The organism is Phyllobacterium sp. SYP-B3895 (genome assembly GCF_009647635.1).
GTDB lineage: Bacteria > Pseudomonadota > Alphaproteobacteria > Rhizobiales > Rhizobiaceae > Phyllobacterium > Phyllobacterium pellucidum.
The window spans coordinates 1,262,083-1,283,089 of the sequence record NZ_WJIG01000001.1; the positions used below are offsets into that span (position 1 = coordinate 1,262,083).

The window sequence follows — 21,007 nt, forward strand, 5'->3', positions numbered from 1 at the left end:
GAAAGACACGCATGCCAAAGGTCAGCGGAAGAAACATCGACGTTCTATTCAGCGCCGAAACGATCGCGGAGCGGAACCTCGAACTGGCAAAGGCCATTGTCGGGCGCAACTTCCAGAACCTCCTCGTCATTTCGATCCTCAAGGGATCGTTCATCTTTGCAGCCGACCTTATCCGCGCCATGCACGATGCGGGCGCGGAACCCGATGTCGAATTCATAACCGTGTCGAGCTACGGCAAGGGAACCGAGAGCGGCGAAGTGCATCTTTTGCGCGATATCGACAGCGATGTGCATGGACGCGATGTGCTGTTGATCGATGATATTCTGGAATCGGGCAAGACTCTGAAATTCACGCGCGAACTGATGCTGGAGCGCGGCGCCCGCAGCGTTTCCATTGCCGTGCTTCTCGACAAAAGCGTCAAGCGCAAGACCGATATCGAGGCCGACTTCAAGGGTTTTGAATGCCCGGACTATTTCGTCGTCGGCTATGGCATGGATGTCGGCCACTCATACCGGCAACTGCCCTATGTCGGCGTCGTGACTGATGACGCTTAATCGAACTTCAATAGCCGCTCGAGATAGTCCTTTTCCATCTGCGGGCTCAGCGCATTGCCAAGCCTGCGGCGGATGGCGTCCAGGATTTCGCGCGCCCGCTGAATATCGATTTCGCCGGGGACCTTTGTGCTGGTGCCGTCGTCGATGCCGCCGGTGCGGCGCTCGCGGCCGAGCGGATCGAGCCGGCCGTTTTGCTGGCGGCCTTCCGGTCCGGTCTGGCCCTCTTGGCCCATCGCCTGCTGCATCTGTTTCATCATGTCCTGGCCGCCGCGGCGCAAGGCGTCGAGTGCATTGCTTTGCTGGTCGAGCGCCTGACCCCCATCAGCTTCGCCGAGCGACTTGCCGGCGTCGCCCATGGATTTGCCGGCATCGCCGAAGTCCTTGCCCGGATTGATGCCGAGGCCCTTAAGATCGTCCATCATCTGATCGAGATCGGACCTGAGCTTGTTCTGCCCTTCCTGCAGTCCGCGCAAGGCGTTCTCGATCTCCTGATCTGACATCTGGCCCTGGTTGCCCTGCTGGCCATTTTGCCCTTGTTGACCATTCTGGCCGTAATCCTGCTGCATGCCGTTCTGGCGCTGCTGCTCAAGCCGGTGGGTCTGGTTCATCATGTCCTGCTGGCGCCGCATCAACTCGCCGAGCTTGTCCATCTGCTGGCGCATCTGACCTTGCTGGCCGTTCTGACCACGCTGGTTCTGCCCCATCTGCAGGTTGTTGAGCATGTTCTCCAATTCGGAGAGCAACTGTTGCGCCTGATCGCGCGAACCCTGCTTGGCAAGATCCTCGATCTGGTCGAGCATGCGGTCGAGGTCTTCCTGGCGCAGTTCCTGCATGTTCTGGTTCGGTGTTTGCGCCATGTTGGGATTTTTCTGCGCCTTTTCAGCAAATTCGCGCAGATACTGGTTCATCGCCTGGCGCAGTTCGGCCATGCGGCGTTCGATTTCTTCCTGGCTCGCGCCCCGTTCCAGCGCCTGTTTCAACGCTTCCTGCGCTTCACGCAGCCGCCGTTCAGCGTCCGAAAGGGCGCCATCCTCTATGCCGCGCGCGACCTGCCACATATAGGCGACAACATCGCGCAACTGGTCATCGGTGCGGGCAATGTCGAGCCGTGTGTGGACGCTGCGCAAGGCCAGGTAATGCGAGGCGTTCTTGATGGTTTCTTCCGGCCACATCGTGATCGCGTCCAGCGTGTTGAGCACATCCTGCCGCGCGTTGGCATTCAGCGCCAGGTTGCGGCGCTGCTCGATTACCGCACGGGCCAGCGGATTGGCGAACGGCCGCTCCGGCATAATGAGGGTCTTCGTTTCGCTGCGCGCCTCCTGCTTGGCGTCATCGGTGGCGACAAGGGTCATGCGGATTTCGGAGCCCGCCCATGGATGCTCCGTAAGGTCCTTGGTAGTCTTGCTCTCCTTAGCCGGTTCGCCGCGGCGGGGCAGGGCAAGCGGAAGATCCGGCGCATTGTAGAGCGAACGGGCGTCATTGTCGGCAGGCTGTGCCTGTTCCATCTTGGCGACGGCACTTACCGCGCCGTAATCATCCTTGATTTCGTAGGTCACCTCCATCGTCCCGTTTGCCGCGCTCGACGGGTCCTTGGTGAAGCGGATCGAAGGCGGCTCATCCGGGATGACGGAGAAAGTCCATTCGGCGTTGCCGCGGCCATCGACGAATAGCGCGACGTTGCTGGTAGCGCCGAGCGACATTTCGAAATTGCGCGGCCTGTCTTTCACGGCTTCGCCTTCAGGCTGCTTGCCTTCCTGCTTGGCAGCAACGTCCGCGGCAATTCCGCCCTGTGGTCGCAGTGTCACCTTCTCCGTACCGTTTCCGCCAATGACGCGGATAGTGAGGATGCTGCCTTCCGGAACCGTGAACTGTTTCTCGGCGGTATTGGCTGCCGACGTCAGGAACAGCGGCGCGCGCCCGGTATAACGCGGCGGCGTGACCCAGGCATCGATGCGCGGCGGCGCCACGTTGCTACCGCCATGGCTGCGGAAAGCATCGCTGATATGGCCGCCCAAAGGCCCGCCAGAGAAGGCAAAAGCAATCACCAGAAACAGGCCGACGATCGCGCGTAAACCCCACGGGTCGATTTCGGGAACACGTGTCTGGGGTAGGTCGCTCTTGAGATTGCGAATGCGTTCCGCCATCCGCCGGCGGTGCTCGTCCCAGAGTGCGCGGGCGAAGGGGTCGGAGCTGCTCGTCGCCAGTTCTTCCGATTGCACGGTGATTGGCTGATGGTCGAGGGCATTGACCTTTTCGAGCCGTGCATCGATCTCCTCCTGATCCGGCAGGCGGAACTTCAAAAGGAAATAGAAGCACGGCATGAGTGCGATAAGGAAAAGCGCCAGCGTACCGAGGCGCAAGAGATCCGGCATCAGCCGGAAAATTCCAAACCAGGAAAGGCAGAGAAACACGCCGCCGAGCAGCAGGAACGGTAGCAAAAGCGGCCACAGGCGCTCAAAACTGATCGCGACCCATGTGGACAAACGGAGGCGATCGATACTCCTGAAAATATCGAACCTGACCCCTTCAGCGTCCCGTTGGTCGGGGTGTTGATCGGTCATACGCACTCCATCTCGGCAACATCGACGATGATGGCCCTAAAGAACAATAACATCCATCATGGCAAAGGCGAGGCCTTGGCCGAAAAAACCGATCATAGTTTTGTGTTTAGGTCTTTAAAAAACTCACAACCATTCAGGGATCGAATCAAGCCCGATCAGTTCCTCATAGCTCGTGCGTCGGCGGACAACATGGAATTGATCGCCACTGACAAGGACTTCCGGCACGAGCAGGCGCGTGTTGTAGGTGCCGGCTTGCACGGCTCCGTAGGCACCGGCCGTACCGATGGCGATGAGATCGCCTGGCGCCGGCCGCGGCAGGTCGCGGTCCAGCCCAAGATAATCGCCCGTCTCGCAAACGGGCCCGACAATGTCGGCGCGGATACGCGGCTGCGAAGCCGAAGCCTCCCTGACAGGCCGGATGATATGGAAAGCATCGTACAAGGTCGGGCGGATCAGATCGTTCATTGCCGCATCGACGATGACGAAGTTGCGCGCGTCGCCTTCCTTAACGAAGATTACCTCGCTGACGAGGATACCGGCATTGCCGACAATGAGCCGCCCTGGCTCGAAGATCGTCTTCAGGCCCAGCGGCTTGATGTGCCTCGCAACGATCTCGGCATAGGCATCCGGCAGCGGCGGCGGGTTGTTGTCGAAATGATAGGGGATGCCGAGGCCACCGCCGAGATCGACATGCTGGATGTCGTGCCCATCGGCCTTGAGCTGGGCGACCAGCTGGGCGAGGAGACGGAAGGCATTGTCAAAGGGTTCGAGATCGGTGATCTGGCTGCCGATATGCATGTCGACGCCGATGACCTTAAGTCCCGGGAGTTTTGCGGCCCGGGCGTAGACCTCACTTGCCCTTGCAAGCGGAATGCCGAACTTGTTTTCCGATTTGCCCGTCGAGATCTTCTTATGGGTCTTGGCATCGACATCTGGGTTGATGCGGAGTGATACCGGTGCAACCTTGCCCGCGGCCACGGCCCTGCTCGAAAGCAGTTCGAGTTCAGGCTCGGATTCGACGTTGAAGCAGTGGATGCCGGCAGCGAGGGCATAGTCCATCTCGCCGGGCTTCTTGCCGACGCCGGAAAAGACGATCTTTCCGGCGGGAATGCCGGCGGCAAGGGCGCGGCGCAGTTCGCCTTCCGAGACGACATCGGCGCCTGAACCCAGCTTTGCCAGTGTTTTCAGCACAGCCTGGTTGGAATTGGCCTTGAGCGCGTAACAGACGAGCGCATCCATTTCGGCAAAAGCGGAGGAAAAGACCTTGAAATGCCGTTCGATCGTTGCAGTCGAATAGCAATAGAACGGCGTGCCCACGACCCGCGCGATATCGGGGATGCTGACGCCTTCGGCGTGTAGAACGCCGTCCTTGTATTCGAAATGGTTCACGGCAATGGCCTAGATCAATGGGTCGAGTATGAAACGCTTGTCCTGGGCGGGAGGGGCGGCCGTTTTCGGCTCGCCCGGCGCGGAGGTTACGGAGGCTGGCGGCAATTCGAGCGGGCCCTTGCGGCCGCAAGCCGAAACGGCGCTCGCAATCGCCAGTGTGACCAGAATTGTCGTCAGAATGGAACGGCTTGCCATAGGTCTTGATCCTGTCGTCCGGAAGGGCGGTTGTCCTTGTCTAGTGCATGATGGCGACTTAGGGAAGGGTCACCCGCTACCTAGAGTTTTGCAATTCGCTTTTGCCAGAACTTGATCTGCTTGCGAACCTGTTCCGGGGCTGTTCCGCCATAGGATTTGCGGCTGCGCACGGATTTGTCGACGGTCAGAAAGCCGAACACAGCCTCAGTAATCCCCGGGTTAATGCCCTGAAGCTCGGCGAGCGACAATTTACCGAGATCGGATTTCTTCTGCTCGGCGAGGGCGACAGCGCGTCCGGTGACGTGATGCGCCTCGCGAAACGGCAGGCCGAGCTCGCGCACCAGCCAATCCGCGAGGTCCGTCGCGGTGGAATAGCCCGAGCCCGCGGCCTTCTTCATCGCCGCCACATTGATCGTCATGTCGCCGACCATGCCGGTCATCGCCGCAAGGGCAAGCTCGAGGGTTTCCGCGGCGTCAAACACTGCCTCCTTGTCCTCCTGCATGTCCTTCGAATAGGTGAGCGGCAGACCCTTCATGACGGTCAGGAGACCGACCAAAGAACCGGTGATGCGGCCGGTCTTGGCCCGCACAAGTTCCGCGGCATCGGGATTCTTCTTCTGCGGCATGATCGACGAGCCGGTCGAAAAGGAATCCGACAGGCGCACGAAACCGAACTGCGGCGTCGACCAGATTACGATCTCCTCGGCGAGGCGCGATAGATGCGTCGCGGCTATTGCCGCCACCGAGAGAAATTCGAGCGCGTAGTCGCGATCGGAAACGCTGTCGAGCGAGTTCCTGGTCGGTTCGCGAAAGCCGAGCGCCTTCGCGGTCATGTGACGGTCGATGGGAAAGCCGGTACCGGCAAGGGCCGCGGCGCCGAGCGGCGATTCGTCCAGGCGTTCAATCGCATCCTTGACGCGGCTGAGGTCGCGTCCGAACATTTCGACATAGGCCATGCAATGGTGGCCGAAGGTGACGGGCTGGGCAGTTTGAAGATGGGTGAAGCCCGGCATCAGCGTTGCCGCATGTTCTTCGGCGCGGCGAAGAAACGCTTCGATGAGCTTTTTCAAGGCGGACGCGACCTTTTCGAATTCCGCCTTTACCCACAGGCGAAAATCGACGGCGACCTGATCATTGCGCGAACGCGCCGTGTGCAGGCGGCCCGCCGCTGCACCGATGAGTTCGGCCAGCCTCGACTCGACATTCATGTGAATGTCTTCAAGTTTGCGTGAGAAATTGAACTTTCCGCTCTCGATCTCTGACAAAATCGTGTTCAGGCCGCCCGCGATCTTGTCGTAATCCTCTGCCGCGATTATGCCGGTTTTCGCAAGCATGGCAGCATGGGCAAGTGAACCTTGAATGTCCTGGGCGTAGAGTTTCTGGTCGAAACCGATGGAAGCGTTGATCTCTTCCATGATTGCGGCGGGACCGGAGGCAAAACGGCCGCCCCACATTTCATTGCTGTTCTTCTTGTCGGACATGATGCGCCTTGGTGAGTAGCGAAAAGAGTAGAAAATGGCAGGCAGCGACGAGACAGGCAAAACCCAACGGAGCAGCAGCAGGAGGATCATTTCCCTTGCCGCGCTCGCAGGCATCCTTGCCGGTGCGGTTGCGGTATACGTGATGGAGCGGCCCTCTGGCAATATTGCCACCGCGACAAACACCGGCGATCAATGTGCGCTGAAAACGGCCAATGCAAAGACGATCGACAAGTCGGCAACCGGTGCCGTGGCGGCGATGCGCGGCGCCGATACGCCGCAATCGATGACGTCGCTCAGCTTCACCGGTCCCGACGGGAAGCCGGTACGGCTCGAGGATTTCAACGGCAAGACGCTGCTGGTCAATCTTTGGGCTACCTGGTGCCTGCCCTGCCGCGAGGAAATGCCGGCGCTCGACGCGCTACAGGCGAAGAAAGGTGGCGACGACTTCAAGGTCTTGACGATCAATATCGATACGGGCGACGAAACGAAGCCGAGGACGTTCCTGACTGAAATCGGCGTCAAATCGCTGGAACTCTATCGCGATCCGTCGATGGGCGTCTTCAACGATCTGAAGCGCAAGAACCTCGCCTTCGGCCTTCCCGTAACAATGCTTGTCGACAAGGAAGGCTGCCAGATCGCCGCCATGAACGGCCCCGCCGAATGGTCGGGCGAAGATGCCGCCCGCTTTATCGACGCGGCAAAGGCTCTCTAAGTCAGGGCAGGGATGCTAGATGCTTTCCCAATATCCGCTAGCGCTGCCCTCGGGCTTGACCCAAGGTTCTATAAAGGCGGTGCGCCTGAATCCTCGGGCCAAGCGCCCGAGGATGACGGTGAGGGTGATGTTTTAGGATGTTGGCGTGGAGCGCAGAGCCCGATTTCGCCTCCACACCCATTGTTGTTTAAGGCAACTTTGGAATAGCGCGGCAATCCCCGCCTAGGGAATGGTGCCGAGACATCCGTGAGCATGTCAATAGCATCGCTCATGCTCCGCCCATGGCATTATTCCGCGAAGGCTGACGAAGACCGAAGACTGACGAACAAGGCAGCCCCGGCGTATCGCGTTATTATTCGCTGCCGCCAGCGGCGGCCTTGCGTGCCTTCTTGGCCTTGTACTTGTCAAAGCCATGCAACTCGCCGGGCTTGCGCTCCTTCGGCTGCTTTTTCGGCTTTTCGGTCGTCCAGCCTTCGGGCTTCGCCTTGGCCGGCTTGGCTGACCAATCGCCTTTCGGCTTGTCGTCGCGGCTGCGCGGCTTGTCATCCCAATCGCGCTTTTCGCCGAAGCTCTTCTTGCTCTTGTACTCGCCGCTATCGCTGCGGCGCGCACCAGCAGAGCCAGGGCCCTCGCTGCGGGTAATGTTCACACCCTTTTCGCCGCTGCCGTACTGCTTGATACGGGCGAGGAAATCGTCGGCCTTGCTTGCAGTAATCTCGAAACGCGTTTCGGTGTCGAGAATCTTGATCGATCCCACATCGGTCTTGGTTATATCGCCGGCCTTGCAGATCAGCGGCAGGAGCCAGCGCGGTTCGGCGCGCTGCTTGCGCCCGACGCTGACGGAAAACCACGCGCCACTTTCAAACTCCGTATTGCGCGCCGAGCGCGTTCCACGGTCAGCGCGTTCGCCGCGCTCCGGATGCTCGTCGAAACGGCTGCCCTTGCGCATTGGTTCGAGCACATGCGACGGCGTCGAAGACAGTTCCTCAGGGGCAGGGCGTGCGGCCATCTGCTGGCGCAGATAGGCGGCCGCAATCTGCTCCGGCGAATGCTTTTCAAGGAGTTCGCGCACGAAATCCGCCTCGTCCTCAGCGACGGTTTCGGTCAGTGACGGATCGTTGAGGATACGTTCGCGATTACGCTTGTTGATGGCTGCAGCATCCGGCGGCGGGACCATGGACGTCGCCAGCTTGGCACCCTGCAGCAGGCGTTCCGCCGTACGGCGGCGTGATGGCGGCACGATCAGGACGCAGACGCCCTTGCGTCCGGCGCGTCCCGTGCGGCCGCTGCGATGGAGCAAGGTCTCGGAATTATTGGGAAGGTCGGCGTGGATGACGAGGTCGAGATTGGGCAGGTCGATACCGCGGGCGGCGACATCGGTCGCAACGCAAACGCGGGCGCGACCGTCGCGCATCGCCTGCAAGGCGTTGGTGCGCTCGGCCTGGCTGAGTTCGCCAGAAAGCGACACAACGTTGAAGCCGCGATTGGAAAGGCGGCTCGTCAGGTGCTTGACCGCTTCACGGGTCGAACCGAAGATGATCGTGTTCTGCGCATCATAGTAGAGCAATGCGTTTATGATGGCGTTTTCGCGCTCGCGCGGCGCCACCGGCATGATGTGGTATTCGATGTCGCTATGCTGTTCCTTTTCGCTCGTGGCGGAAATGCGCAGCGCATTGTTCTGGAACTGCTTGGCCAACTGGGCGATGGGCTTCGGCACCGTCGCCGAGAACATCAATGTCCGGCGGTCTTCCGGCGCCTCGCCGAGGATGAATTCGAGATCTTCGCGAAAGCCGAGATCGAGCATCTCGTCGGCTTCGTCGAGAACGACGGCGCGCAGGTCCGCCATGTCGAGCGAGCCGCGGGTAATGTGATCGCGCAGACGGCCGGGGGTGCCGACGACGATATGGGCGCCGCCCTGTAGGGCGCGGCGTTCCTTGGTCATGTCCATGCCGCCGACGCAGGAGGCGATGCGCGCGCCGGTCTGCTCGTAGAGCCATTCGAGCTCGCGCCGCACCTGCAGCGCGAGCTCGCGCGTCGGTGCTATGACCAGCGCATAGGGCGCGCCGATGGATTCGAAGCGCTCAGCGCCATCGAGCAGCGTCGGTGCGATGGCGATGCCGAAGGCAACGGTCTTGCCGGAGCCGGTCTGGGCGGAGACGAGAAGGTCTGCGCCTTCTGCCTCGGGGGCGAGCACGGCGGTCTGGACCGGGGTCAGTGTCTCATAGCCACGGGCTGCCAATGCACCGGACAACGCCGGGGCGATAGAATCGAAGATGGTCATTTATGAACTTTCAAGTATGGGTTTGGGCTGGTGTCTGGGCTCGGCGTCAATGGGAGCACGAGCGGCACGCATATAGCTTTGTTGCGTCCTCGTAGAACTTATCGCGCATTTCGTCAATGGCGGGAGGCTCGCCGCGCGGACAATCCGCCTCGGCCATCTCAGGAAATCCTGCGATGATCAAGTTTTTTGCGTTGATGCCGTCCGCCTAAATATTGACCTGAGCGATGGTTTCTGCATTATCGCAAATGCATTTTCGCATATTTTTTTAGAGAAGATATTTTCATGAAACCTTTTTATCTCGTGGCGCTTGCCGCGCTGGCTCTCTCCGCCTGTGACAATTCGGATCCAGCCGCGCCTGAAAGTCAGAATACTACTGGCACATTTGTCGATGATGGCAGGCCGCCGCAAGTAGCCGTCGTGCCCGATCCTGGCCCAGCAGTTCAGGCTCCAACGGTCGAACCGTCGCAGATCGTTGTCGGACAACCTGAGTTGCCGCCCATTGCACCGCCGGTGCCATTGCCGGAAGTCGGCAAGCAGTTCGGGGTGTCGCCGACCGGTATCCCCTATCCGAAGCTGGCGTCGCTTTATCCCGGCCATAAAGGACCGGTGGTCGAAGACGGCATGATCCTCCCCTGGCTGTCGAAGCGCCCTCCCATCAAGTCGGAGGTGAAAATTGCGACGGCTGTAGATACCGATGCGGATGGCGAGCCGGACCGCATCGCATTGCGCATCGTGCAACCGGCCGAAGTTGCCGAAGGCCTGAAGACGCCGGTTATCGTACGCCCTTCGATTTATTATGAAGATCCTAACTACGCGATCAGAGATCGAGCCCCGTTCCTCGGCGAAGACCAATATCTGCGCATGGGCTACACAATCGTCTATGCAGATTCGCTCGGTTCAAACCAATCGGATGGTTGCCCGATGATCATGGACGGAACAGAGCGCCAGGTCATGGCCGATGTGGTCGCATGGCTCGTCAATGATCCTAAAAGCGTTGGGCTGAATGAAAAGGGTGAGGCAGCGCAGGCTCCTTGGTCGACAGGCCATATCGCCATGGAAGGCGTTTCCTATGGAGGAACTTTGGCCATTATGGCGGCGGCAACGGGCGCTGTTGGTCTGGAAGCGATCGTCCCGGTAGCCAGCATCAGCAGCGCTTACGACTACTTCCAGCGCTATAATGGCACTCAAATTACAGACACAGTAAGCGTTCCTGGGTTTGCGGAGGGCTACGTTACCAAGGCCAGGAAGGATATCTGCGCAAGCAACGTGAAGAAACTGAAGGAGGCTTCCGATGAAGTTTCGTTCGCCTACAACGATTTCTGGAAAGAACGAAATACGCTTCTTCTGGCGGACGATATCAAGGCCGCAACCCTGATCTCTCACGGTCAAGCCGACGATAACGTCAAAACACAAAATTCCGTTCAATTATACAACACGCTGTTGCAGAAAAAGAAGCCGGTTCAATTCTGGTTTCATAGCCGCGACCATGACGATCCCGCGTGGCAAAAGGAATGGCAGAAGCAAATCCTCCTTTGGTACACGCGTTATTTGTTCGGGGTTAACAATGGCGTCGAAAAGCAGCCAACCTACGTGCGAGAGACACCCGCCGGCGATTTGACGGTCGGTAAAGCATTCCACAAGGACAGTACGGAGTACACCTTGGTCGCGCACTGCCAGTCCGGGCATTCTGATGGGGACTGCATCCAGGAGGGCGAGCTCCTGGTAAAGGAAGACGCGTGGCCGGCCGTTGACGCCGTTTCCTATTACTTCCGTCGGGACGCGGCCAATGATGGCTTGTTGCTTACGCCGGATGCGACGGCTGGAGCTCTGCAAGCGCCGGTCACCTTTGATATCGGCGATGACAGTGGTGAATTCGTTACGCAGCCCTTTGCGGATGCGGTGCGCATTGCCGGTACCATCAAGGTCAACATCAATGCAAGTTTTAAAGGCGCTGCGACGGTTCTGAAAGCTACTTTAAAAGTGGACGATCAATTGATTACTTGGGGGTGGGCTAACCCGGTCTTCTACAAGGGACTGGAGAAAGCCGAGCCTATAGCCAAGGATACCAACTATGAGTTTACCCTGGAAATGATGCCGCGTGACTTCACTGTCATGCCCGGCAGCAAAATCACCCTCTGGGTCGAGCCCTATAAAGTTGGCACCAAACCCGTAGATCCAACAACGGTCGACGTCTCAAAAATGAAGGTCGAGTTGCCGGTCGTGCGCAGAACCGAGCCTATGGCGGTGATGATGCTGCGCTAGAAGCGCTGTTGCGGCGCGGGTTCGTTGGCTAAACGAACCCCGCCCGCTTCAGACGCACGATGGCAAGGTCGAGCGCTGAAAGAAAAGCCGAGCGGTCCTTCGGCGAGAAGGGCCGCGGGCCACCGGTGATCTGTCCCGCCTGGCGCAATTCCTCCATGAGGTTGCGGGTCGCCAGCGTATTGCCGATCGAGGCCTCGGTGAAGGCTCGCCCCGTCGGCGAAATCGCGTCGGCGCCGGCCTTGACGCAGCGGCTGGCGAGCGGAATATCCGCCGTGACAACAATATCGCCCCGGTGGACGCGCTCCGCAATCCAGTCGTCTGCGGCATCGAATCCGTCGCTGACAATGACGCGCTCGATCATCGGATCGCGCGGGATCGCCATGAAGGAATTCGACACGACATAGACCTTGACGCCATGGCGCTCGGCCACACGGTATATCTCCGCCTTGACCGGACAGGCGTCAGCATCAACGTAGATCGTGATCTTCGTGGTCTCTGTCATGGTTCAGCCGAAAATATGCAAGGCGGCAAGGCCCACGGAGGCGCCAAGGCCGATGGCAATGCCGGCAGCAAGCGCCGCAACGAGCAGGCCGGTGCCGAGCCACAATCCGTCCTGTTCGCCAAGCCCGATCGAAAGCAGAACGATACTCAGTGCCGGCATCTGGTTGATCAGGGGAAACGGCAAAATCACGATCAGCGACATCGCCAGCGCGACAATACTGACGACACGCTCGACAATGATCTGCGGCACCAGCCAGTAGCGGGGGCGAGCCAGCTTTTCAAACCGCAGCAGAATGGGCTGTATCCGGCCGATGAAGGCGCGGTAGGTTTCGATACGCATCGATTTGCGGCGGATGAAGGCGGGGAACCACGGGTTCTCGAAACCGATCAGCATCTGGATCGAGAGCAGCACGAGGGGAATGCCGAAGATTGTCGATGTTCCGGGGGGAAGCGGCACCAGGTTGAGCGCCGAAAACAAGATCAGGAGCGCGCCGAAGCTGCGCTCCGAAAGTGCGGACAGGATATCGTCGAGCGATATCCTGTCCGCCTGTCTGTCGCCAAGATGGACAAGAACGCTAGAGAGGCGCCGTTCGTCAGCAGACCCGGTCGGGTCCCAGTCGGACGGTGTTCCGTCAGCGTTCATCGCGTCCTCCCGCTCGATGGTTCAGACTTTCCCCGACGTGTCAGCGGCAGCTGCGGCTGGGGAGGGTTTTCCATCATGTGACAATCCGGCCTTATGCTCGTGCCGGGTGCTCCAAAGCGAACCGAGGATACCCGCGAGCAGTATGCCAAGCGTGATCGACAGTGACCACATCGGCGGTATCTTTGCCAGCCCCAATGCGTCGGCGACGAAAATCTTTCCGCCGATGAAAACGAGCACGAGCGAGAGCGCGTATTTCAGGTAAACGAAACGGTGGATGAGGCTCGCCAGCGCGAAATAGAGCGCCCGCAGGCCAAGAATTGCGAAGATGTTCGACGTAAAGACAAGGTAGGGGTCGGTGGTGATGGCGAAAATCGCCGGGATCGAGTCGACCGCGAAGATCACGTCGGCGAGTTCGACCATGACCAGTGCTAGAAGCAGCGGTGTGATCCAGGTCTGGCGTTTCATCGTCAGCGGGTCCGTGCGGCGCACGATGAACTTCTCGCCGTGCAGTTCCGGCGTGACGCGGAAGCGCTTGCTCATGAACTTGAAGACCGGGTTGGCCGAGACGTCATACGCCTCGTCGCCGGAAACCAGCATCTTGATGCCGGTAAAAACAAGGAAGGCCGCGAAGAGATAAAGGACCCAGTGGTATTCCTGGACGATGGCAGCGCCGGCTGCGATCATGATGCCGCGTAGGACGACGACGCCAAGGATGCCGTAAACGAGGACGCGGTGCTGATACTGCTTTGGAATGGCGAAATAGCCGAAGATCATCGCTATGACGAAGATATTGTCCATCGCCAGGCTTTTTTCGACGACGAAGCCGGTGAGATATTGCATGCCGGCCTCGGGGCCGAGTTCCCACCAGATGAACCCGCCAAAGGCGAGGCCGAGACTGATGTAAAAGGCCGAGAGCAAAAGGCTCTGGCTCATGCCTATGTCGTGATTTTTACGGTTGAGAACGCCCAGATCGAGGACGAGAAGAACGAGAACGAGGGTGAGAAAGCCAAGCCACATCCACAGGGGCTGGCCCATGGCGTCGGTAAATAGAAGCTCCATGTTGAAAAAGATCCGCCGGCATCGGTTCCAGATTACAGCTCCGACATCACGAGAGAGCCGGTAACTCCCGCCAGAGGGGCCCGGTGCTGCAATTCTGCCTCAGTTGGGAAGAGGCGGAGACCAATGCAAGGGTTTGATCGAAATATACTTTTGCGGCAGGCGGCTGGCGGACGATCAGCGTGTCGGCACGGGGTGTTCGCCGCGATAGTCGTAAAAGCCGCGTCCCGCCTTGCGGCCGAGCCAGCCGGCTTCGACATATTTGACGAGGAGCGGGCAGGGGCGGTACTTCGAATCTGCGAGGCCGTCATAGAGGACCTGCATGATCGACAGGCAGGTGTCGAGACCGATGAAATCGGCAAGTTGCAGCGGGCCCATTGGATGGTTGGCGCCGAGCTTCATCGCCGTGTCGATCGCCTCTACCGAACCGACGCCCTCATAAAGTACATAGATCGCCTCGTTGATCATCGGCAGCAGAATGCGATTGACGATAAAGGCGGGAAAGTCTTCGGCGACTGTAATCGTCTTGTCGAGGCTGGCGACGAATTCCCGCGCCGTCTCGAAGGTCACGTTTTCGGTGGCGATCCCACGAATGAGTTCGACGAGCTTCATCACCGGCACCGGATTCATGAAATGAATGCCAATGAAGCGCTCGGGCCGGTCCGTGGTTGCGGCAAGTCGGGTGATCGAAATCGACGATGTATTGGTGGCGAGGATCGCTTCCGGATTGAGATTGGGGCAAAGCTGGGCAAAAATCTTGCGCTTGACCGTTTCGTCTTCGGTCGCCGCTTCAATGGCGAGATCGACGCCGGCCAGATCCTCCATGCTCAGGGCAGGGCGAATATGCGACAGCGCCTTGACGCGGGCGGATTCCTCGAGTTTGCCATGGGAAACCGAGCGAGCCATGTTGCCGTTGACCGTGGCGATGCCCTTCTCGATCTGTTCGGCAGACTGGTCATGGATCAAAACATTGTAACCGGCGACTGCGCAAACCTGGGCAATGCCCGAACCCATTTGCCCTGCGCCAATAATGCCTACAGTCTTGATCGTGCCAGCCATGTTTCCATCCGATTGTTATATGTACCATACAAACTAAATGGCCGGGGTAGTATCGTCTACCCCGGCCAGATAATTTCATTTCAAATTTTGAAGGATCTCAAAGCGCTTTTTCGAGTTCCGGCAGGATGGTGAAGAGGTCGCCGACGAGGCCGTAATCCGCCACCTGGAAGATCGGGGCTTCTTCGTCCTTGTTGATGGCGACGATGACCTTCGAATCCTTCATGCCGGCAAGGTGCTGGATCGCACCGGAAATGCCAACGGCGATATAGAGGTCAGGAGCGACGACCTTGCCGGTCTGGCCGACCTGCCAGTCGTTGGGGGCGTAGCCGGCATCGACGGCCGCGCGCGATGCACCCACCGCTGCGCCGAGCTTGTCGGCAACAGGCAGGATCACTTCCTTGAACTTCTCGTTGGAGCCGAGCGCGCGGCCACCCGAGATGATGATCTTCGCCGAGGTCAGTTCCGGACGGTCGCCGCCCGAAAGCTTGGCTTCGATGAATTTCGACAGGCCGGGATCAGCAGCGGCGTTGACGCTTTCGACCGGTGCCGAACCACCTTCACCGGCGGCTGCAAACGTTGCGGTGCGCACGGTGATGACCTTCGTGGCATCGGTGGCCTGCACGGTCTGGATGGCGTTGCCGGCATAGATCGGACGCTTGAAGGTGTCGGGCGATACGACTTCGATGATGTCGGAGACCTGCATGACATCAAGGAGGGCTGCAACGCGCGGCAGGATGTTCTTGCCGTTGGTGGTGGCAGCGGCAATGATCGTGTCGTAGTTGCCGGCAAGCGAAACGATAAGCGCGGCGCTTGCCTCGGCAAGGCGGTTGGCAAGGTCGTCGCTGTCGGCGAGAAGAACCTTCTTGACACCGCCAAGCTTTGACGCCTGCTCGGCAACGCCCTTGGCGCCTTTGCCGGCGACGAGCACATGCACGTCGGGGCCGATGGCGAGGGCGGCCGTCAACGCCTTGGCGGTCTGGTCGGAAAGGGTCTCGTTGTCGTGTTCGGCAAACAGAAGAATAGCCATTTTATGTTCCTTTCCTAAATCCTAGAGAACGCCGGCTTCGTTCTTCAGCCTGGAGACGAGTTCAGCGACGTCCTTGACTTTGACGCCGGCCTTGCGACCGCCCGGTTCCTCGGTCTTGATGACCTTGAGGCGGGGCTTGGTGTCGACGCCGTAGTCGGCGGCCGACTTCTCGTCGAGCGGCTTCTTCTTCGCCTTCATGATGTTCGGGAGCGAGGCATAGCGCGGCTGGTTCAGGCGCAGGTCCGTGGTCACGATCGCCGGCAGCTTGATCTCGATGGTCTGGAGGCCGCCATCGACTTCGCGGGTCACCTTGGCGTCGTCGCTGCCGAGTTCAAGCTTGGAGGCGAAGGTTCCCTGGCTCCAGCCGAGCAGCGCGGAAAGCATCTGGCCGGTCTGGTTGGCATCATCATCGATGGCCTGCTTGCCGAGGATGACGAGCTTCGGCTGTTCGGCCTCGACGACACCCTTCAGGATCTTGGCAACGGCAAGCGGCTCGACAATGTCGTCCACTTTGACGAGGATGCCGCGATCGGCGCCCATGGCGAGCGCGGTGCGGATTGTCTCCTGCGCCTGCGCCGGGCCGATGGAGACAACGACGATTTCCTCGACCTTGCCGGCTTCCTTCAGCCGCAACGCTTCCTCGACCGCGATTTCGTCGAACGGGTTCATCGACATTTTGACGTTGGCAAGCTCAACGCCCGAGCCGTCGCCCTTCACCCTGATCTTCACGTTGTAATCGACTACCCGCTTTACCGGTACGAGGACTTTCATGGGGACTCCCTCTTCAAAAAAGAAAGGCAGATTTAACTGCCTCAATACAGTACCCGCTTGCCGGATGCCGACATTGAGGTGAAAAAAACGACACGTCAGGTGCCGGAATTGCGCCGGACCGTAAATATGAGGGAAGTAAAGGTCAATCGGTGCGGCGGGCGATTTTTAAGTTCAAACGATTGAATAAATCTCATGTCTCGGGTGCTAACGCCCCCACCGGACCGGCGGCACATTTGAGGTTGCCTGCTCGGGCGCCTTTTCGGTTATGACTGCCTTTGGAGACACGATCGCCCTGTCGAAAAGCGGCACGCCGCGGCGCTTCATGATGACGATCAGAAGCGCACCCGCAATGATGCCACCGACATGGGCCGGCCAGGAAACCTGTTCAGCGCCGCCGAACCCCAACATGAGAAATTGCGTCGCCACCCACAGCGCGAGCGGGTAGATAGCAGGGATGCGCAATGGGATTCGCCCGAAGGCCAATACCCATACGCGGACACGCGGGTGGAGCAGCAGATAGGCCGCAACGATGCCGGCGATTGCCCCCGATGCGCCGATGAGCGGCATTTCCGAAGCAGGCAGAATGACGCCGTGCAGAAACGCACCCGCCGCCGCACAAAGGAGATAGAAGATCAGGAACTTCACATGTCCAAGGGCGTCCTCGACATTGTCGCCGAACACCCAGAGGAACAGCATGTTGCCACCGAGGTGGAAGATATCGGCGTGCAGGAAGGCATATGTGATGTAGGTCGCATCCGGCGGCACGAAATCGTAATTCGCCGGGAGGTTGACCAGGTGGTGGATGACGGCGGGGATGTAGCCGAGGCCGATCGCGGCGGCCTGCGATACGTCGCCGGCAACGCTCATCACCGCGAAAACCAGGACATTGATGCCGATCAGGGTCAGCGTGACATATTGGACCTTGATATATTTGAGGCTGTTGGCGTCATGCAGTGGAATGAACATCGGCGCCTCTATCCCCTCCGCACTCAGCGATTATGCCCGGGGACCCATAGCACGTCCTTCGCGCCATTGTCATTGACGACCCGTGCGGCCAGGAAGAGAAAGTCGGAAACGCGGTTGATGTATTTGAGCGCCGCCGGTGTCACGATTTCGTCCGGCTTCTGCGACAGCGCAACCATGTGGCGCTCGGCGCGCCGGGCCACGGTGCGCGCCAGGTGAAGTGCCGCCGATGCCGGCGATCCGCCGGGAAGCACAAAGGAGCGCAGGGGCGCAAGGTTGGCGTTGAGCGCGTCTATGTCCGCCTCGACGCGCTGGACCTGACTGTCGATGATACGCAGCGGCTCGTAGGCAAGTGTCTCGCCGGTGTCGGGCGTTGAAAGGTCTGCGCCGAGATCGAACAGGTCGTTCTGGAGGCGTGCGAGCATTGCATCAAGCTCCGGAAAGGTGCCCGTGTGGATGCGCGCAAGCCCGATGCAGGAATTCGCTTCGTCGACGGTGCCGTAGGCTTCCACGCGAAGGTCATGCTTCAAGCGCCGCTCACCACTGCCAAGACCCGTGCTGCCGTCGTCGCCCGTGCGCGTGTAGATCTTGTTGAGCTTGACCATTGATGAAACCTAGCCTGCTGCGCGATGGAAATAGAGTGCGCCGACGATGAGGATGATGGCGATCAACTGCAGGAAGATACGCAGTTGCATCATCTTGTTGGAGAAGTTGGCATCGCCTCCCTTCATCATGTTGCGCAGTCCGATGAGAAGAACGATCGTGACTGCCGCAATGGCAACGACCGCCAGAAACTTGAAGATGATATCCATGATGCATTTCCTTTCAGACCGGCCAGACTATAGGCTGATCTCATTATGATTGGCGTGCAAGCATGGCGTATAGCGCACGTGCGCTGAGAAATCTGCTTGCGAATGCGCTAATTTTTGCCGGGCGAGTGACGATATAATGCGGCCTCGGGCGTGGATTTTCCAAGGCGTCCTTGAGCACCGCATAAACTGCGTCCGGACCAAGCTTGAAGCGGGATTTGGTTCCGCCACCGCCAAGCCGGCTTACGAGTTTGCGGTAGTCATCGCGATGCACCGATTTTTCCACATCGATATGCGTCTCGAATTGCTTGAGCGCATTCAAAGGAAACCGTGTTGCAATAGGCCCCGGCTCGATGAGGGACACCTCGATGCCGGATCCCGCAAGCTCCATGCGCTGCACGAGCATCAGGCCCTCGACGGCAAACTTCGAGGCGGCATAGGCGCCGCGCCACTTCATCGGCAACAAACCGAGGATGGAGGAGCAATGGACGATCCGTCCGTGTCCCTGTCGGCGCATGGCGGGAACCACCATTTGCGTCAATTCGTGCCAGCCGAAGAAATTGGCGTCGAACTGTTCGCGCAAGGCGGCAATGGGCAAGTCCTCGACCGCGCCGGGCAGCGAATAGGCGCCGTTGTTGAACAGGGCGTCGAGCTTTCCGCCCGTGCGGGAAAACACCGCATCGACAGTGGCGGCGATCGATTGCGGTTCCCGGTAGTCGAGGTAGAGGCCGGTGAGGCCGGCTTCATCGAGGGCTTCGATATCGGCCGGTTGCCTCGCGGTGGCGAACACAGTCCACCCGTCGGCCTTCAGCGCCCTTGCGCAATGCGCGCCGATGCCGCTGGAACATCCGGTAAGGAGAATCGTTCTGGAATCGGCCATGTTGCTGAATGTTTTCAAATTGTTCGTTTGATCCAAGACAAGAAAAGACTTCACATATTCGACCGCGCCTTGCAATCTTGGGCTTCACAGGGGGCAATCATCGCCGATGCGTAAAGTGTTTGGGTTTCTCCGGCGTGTGGTCGCCGATGCGCTGGGACATTTCCTGACCGACGACGGTTGGGCGCTTGCCAGCCATGTCGCCCTTTCCGGCATCCTGGCGTTGTTCCCGTTCCTCATTTTTGCGACGTCGCTTGCGAGCTTTCTGGGCGCTAGCGCCTTCACCGATACGGCCGTGCACGTCATCTTCGATACTTGGCCCGACGTCATCGCAAGACCGATCGCGCAGGAGGTCCGCAACGTCCTCAACGTGCAGCGCGGCGGACTACTTACGGTCAGCGTCATCGCGGCGGCCTATTTCGCCTCCAACGGCATCGAAGCGCTGCGCGTTGCCCTCAACCGCGCCTACCGCGTTATCGACACGCGTTCGATCATTTTCTGCCGGCTGCAAAGTCTCGGCTTCGTCATGGTCGCGACAATCGGCATCATGGCAATCAGTTTCCTGCTCGTCCTTGCACCGCTCGCTCTGCGCATTGCAACACGCTGGGTACCGGAACTCGTCCTCGTATCGGGCACGATTGTCTTCTGGCGCTATGTCATTGCTACGGCGGTGCTGGTCGTCGGCCTCCTCGTCGTGCACCTCTGGCTGCCAGCGGGGCAGAGGCGGTTTGTCGATATCCTGCCGGGCATTCTCATCACCCTGATCGCATGGACCGTTGGCGCGACCATTTTCGCAAGCTATCTCGAGACCTTCGCCTCCTATGTGACGACCTATGCGGGTCTAGCCTCGATCATGGTCGCTATCGTCTTCCTCTATATCATCGCCGCGATTTTCATCATCGGCGCTGAGGTCAATGCCGCGATCATCCGCTACCGCGAAGGCAAGGCAGCAGAACGTCTCTGACCCGTCGACAGCGCCACTCCGAGCGTGGCAATCGCCATGCCGATGAGCTGGAAATGCGTCAGCGTTTCGCCGAACAATACATAGGCCATGAGCGCGGTAACGCCCGGTACGAGATAGAACAGCGAAGCGACCTTGGAAACGGCGCCTTGCTTGATGAGGATCATGAGAAGCAGCACGGCACCGATCGAAAGCACGAAGACCAGCCAGAACATCGCAAAGGCAAGCGGGGCGGCCCAAGTGACTTGATGCGTTTCAAGGACCAGGGACAGCAACCCCATCAGCACCGCGGCGCCGAAATATTGCAGAGCCGTCCCTGCCTTCAGGTCGATAGCGCCGACGAAGCGCTTTTGCCATACCGTGCCGGCGCTGATAGCGATAACCGAGACGATCGACGCGGTAACAGTGGCGGGCGTGATCCCGTCCGCTGAAATCGAAAGCTTCGGCCAGAGCACCATGGCGACGCCGGCGAAGCCGACAGCCAGACCGGCCCAATGGCGGGGCTGGATAGTCTCGCCAAGGGCAACACCGGCAATCAGCGCGGTAATCAATGGCTGCAGTCCGACGACCAGAGCCGACATGCCGGCGGGCAGGCCCTGGTGGATCGCCCAGAACACGGCGCCGAGATAGACGCCGTGGATGAGACAACCGGCAATGATTGCATGCATCGCCCCGCGTCTGCCCGGCCATGCATTGCCCGTGAGCGCGACCCAGACGCCGAGGATCGTCCCAGCAATAAGAAAACGGAGCGTCAAGAACAGGAACGGCTCCATATAGGGCATCGCATAGCGCGCGCCAATGAAGCCTGTGGCCCAGAGCAGAACGAAGAGTGCGGGGAAAAGACGTACGGGCATGTCGGGAGACCGGCGGAACGAGGATAGCAGGGCTGTTTATACCCGAACGAT

At 59.5% G+C, this 21,007-nt stretch carries 20 protein-coding genes; 4 read left to right on the plus strand and 16 right to left on the minus strand.

Translation table 11 applies throughout. The features are described from left to right. Positions 1-11 precede the first annotated feature (11 nt). Positions 12-554, plus strand: a complete 543-nt coding sequence (gene hpt, locus GF108_RS06150; protein ID WP_153667227.1) for a hypoxanthine phosphoribosyltransferase — start codon at positions 12-14, stop codon at positions 552-554. On the opposite strand, the gene GF108_RS06155 is transcribed toward hpt, so the two are convergent. The 4 genes from GF108_RS06155 to argH form a co-directional block, all read right to left on the minus strand. Then, entirely contained in the window at positions 551-3,115 is a 2,565-nt protein-coding gene (locus GF108_RS06155) for a TIGR02302 family protein (protein WP_153667228.1), read from the minus strand. The genes hpt and GF108_RS06155 overlap by 4 nt on opposite strands. A 123-nt stretch (positions 3,116-3,238) precedes the next feature. Then, on the minus strand, positions 3,239-4,504 hold the full coding sequence (gene lysA, locus GF108_RS06160; protein WP_370462083.1) for a diaminopimelate decarboxylase: 1,266 nt from the start codon (positions 4,502-4,504) through the stop codon (positions 3,239-3,241). Positions 4,505-4,513: 9 nt separating this feature from the next. Then, complete coding sequence (locus GF108_RS06165; protein ID WP_091948373.1) at positions 4,514-4,699, minus strand: lipoprotein; 186 nt, start codon at positions 4,697-4,699, stop codon at positions 4,514-4,516. A gap of 80 nt (positions 4,700-4,779) precedes the next feature. Next, on the minus strand, positions 4,780-6,180 hold the full coding sequence (gene argH, locus GF108_RS06170; RefSeq protein ID WP_153667229.1) for an argininosuccinate lyase: 1,401 nt from the start codon (positions 6,178-6,180) through the stop codon (positions 4,780-4,782). A 34-nt stretch (positions 6,181-6,214) separates the two neighbouring features. On the opposite strand from argH, the gene GF108_RS06175 reads away from it, so the two are divergent. Beyond that, positions 6,215-6,892, plus strand: a complete 678-nt coding sequence (locus tag GF108_RS06175; protein WP_153667230.1) for a TlpA disulfide reductase family protein — start codon at positions 6,215-6,217, stop codon at positions 6,890-6,892. A gap of 352 nt (positions 6,893-7,244) precedes the next feature. Here GF108_RS06175 and GF108_RS06180 read toward each other — a convergent pair whose 3' ends face one another. After that, a complete protein-coding gene (locus GF108_RS06180) occupies positions 7,245-9,173 on the minus strand; it encodes a DEAD/DEAH box helicase (protein ID WP_153667231.1) in 1,929 nt (642 codons plus the stop codon). Between the two features lie 282 nt (positions 9,174-9,455). On the opposite strand from GF108_RS06180, the gene GF108_RS06185 reads away from it, so the two are divergent. After that, entirely contained in the window at positions 9,456-11,435 is a 1,980-nt protein-coding gene (locus GF108_RS06185; RefSeq protein WP_210386055.1) for a CocE/NonD family hydrolase, read from the plus strand. Between the two features lie 28 nt (positions 11,436-11,463). Here the strand turns inward: GF108_RS06185 and GF108_RS06190 are convergent, their stop codons facing one another. The 10 genes from GF108_RS06190 to GF108_RS06235 all read right to left on the minus strand — a co-directional run bounded on the left by GF108_RS06190 (position 11,464) and on the right by GF108_RS06235 (position 19,144). Beyond that, on the minus strand, positions 11,464-11,937 hold the full coding sequence (locus GF108_RS06190; RefSeq protein WP_153667232.1) for a YaiI/YqxD family protein: 474 nt from the start codon (positions 11,935-11,937) through the stop codon (positions 11,464-11,466). A gap of 3 nt (positions 11,938-11,940) precedes the next feature. Beyond that, positions 11,941-12,579: an exopolysaccharide biosynthesis protein gene (locus GF108_RS06195; protein ID WP_091921269.1), complete on the minus strand. Its 639-nt coding sequence runs from the start codon at positions 12,577-12,579 to the stop codon at positions 11,941-11,943. Between the two features lie 21 nt (positions 12,580-12,600). Next, positions 12,601-13,638, minus strand: a complete 1,038-nt coding sequence (locus GF108_RS06200; RefSeq protein WP_153667233.1) for a TerC family protein — start codon at positions 13,636-13,638, stop codon at positions 12,601-12,603. 174 nt (positions 13,639-13,812) lie between these two features. Beyond that, complete coding sequence (locus GF108_RS06205; RefSeq protein WP_027231353.1) at positions 13,813-14,694, minus strand: 3-hydroxybutyryl-CoA dehydrogenase; 882 nt, start codon at positions 14,692-14,694, stop codon at positions 13,813-13,815. Between the two features lie 97 nt (positions 14,695-14,791). Continuing rightward, the gene (locus GF108_RS06210) at positions 14,792-15,721 is read right to left on the minus strand and encodes an electron transfer flavoprotein subunit alpha/FixB family protein (RefSeq protein WP_153667234.1); all 930 of its coding nucleotides are present in this window, start codon (positions 15,719-15,721) and stop codon (positions 14,792-14,794) included. Positions 15,722-15,742: 21 nt separating this feature from the next. Beyond that, on the minus strand, positions 15,743-16,492 hold the full coding sequence (locus GF108_RS06215) for an electron transfer flavoprotein subunit beta/FixA family protein (protein ID WP_091921275.1): 750 nt from the start codon (positions 16,490-16,492) through the stop codon (positions 15,743-15,745). A 204-nt stretch (positions 16,493-16,696) separates the two neighbouring features. After that, positions 16,697-17,458: a rhomboid family intramembrane serine protease gene (locus GF108_RS06220; RefSeq protein ID WP_153667235.1), complete on the minus strand. Its 762-nt coding sequence runs from the start codon at positions 17,456-17,458 to the stop codon at positions 16,697-16,699. 23 nt (positions 17,459-17,481) lie between these two features. After that, positions 17,482-18,060 (minus strand): cob(I)yrinic acid a,c-diamide adenosyltransferase, encoded by a 579-nt coding sequence (locus GF108_RS06225; protein WP_153667236.1) that lies wholly within the window; start codon positions 18,058-18,060, stop codon positions 17,482-17,484. Positions 18,061-18,069: 9 nt separating this feature from the next. Further along, positions 18,070-18,267: a twin transmembrane helix small protein gene (locus GF108_RS06230; protein ID WP_027231357.1), complete on the minus strand. Its 198-nt coding sequence runs from the start codon at positions 18,265-18,267 to the stop codon at positions 18,070-18,072. A gap of 43 nt (positions 18,268-18,310) precedes the next feature. Further along, on the minus strand, positions 18,311-19,144 hold the full coding sequence (locus GF108_RS06235) for an SDR family oxidoreductase (protein ID WP_153667237.1): 834 nt from the start codon (positions 19,142-19,144) through the stop codon (positions 18,311-18,313). 106 nt (positions 19,145-19,250) lie between these two features. Between GF108_RS06235 and GF108_RS06240 the strand changes: the two genes are divergently transcribed. Continuing rightward, on the plus strand, positions 19,251-20,105 hold the full coding sequence (locus GF108_RS06240; protein WP_153667238.1) for a YihY/virulence factor BrkB family protein: 855 nt from the start codon (positions 19,251-19,253) through the stop codon (positions 20,103-20,105). Here the strand turns inward: GF108_RS06240 and GF108_RS06245 are convergent. After that, a complete protein-coding gene (locus tag GF108_RS06245; protein WP_153667239.1) occupies positions 20,072-20,956 on the minus strand; it encodes a DMT family transporter in 885 nt (294 codons plus the stop codon). The genes GF108_RS06240 and GF108_RS06245 overlap by 34 nt on opposite strands. Positions 20,957-21,007: the final 51 nt, after the last annotated feature.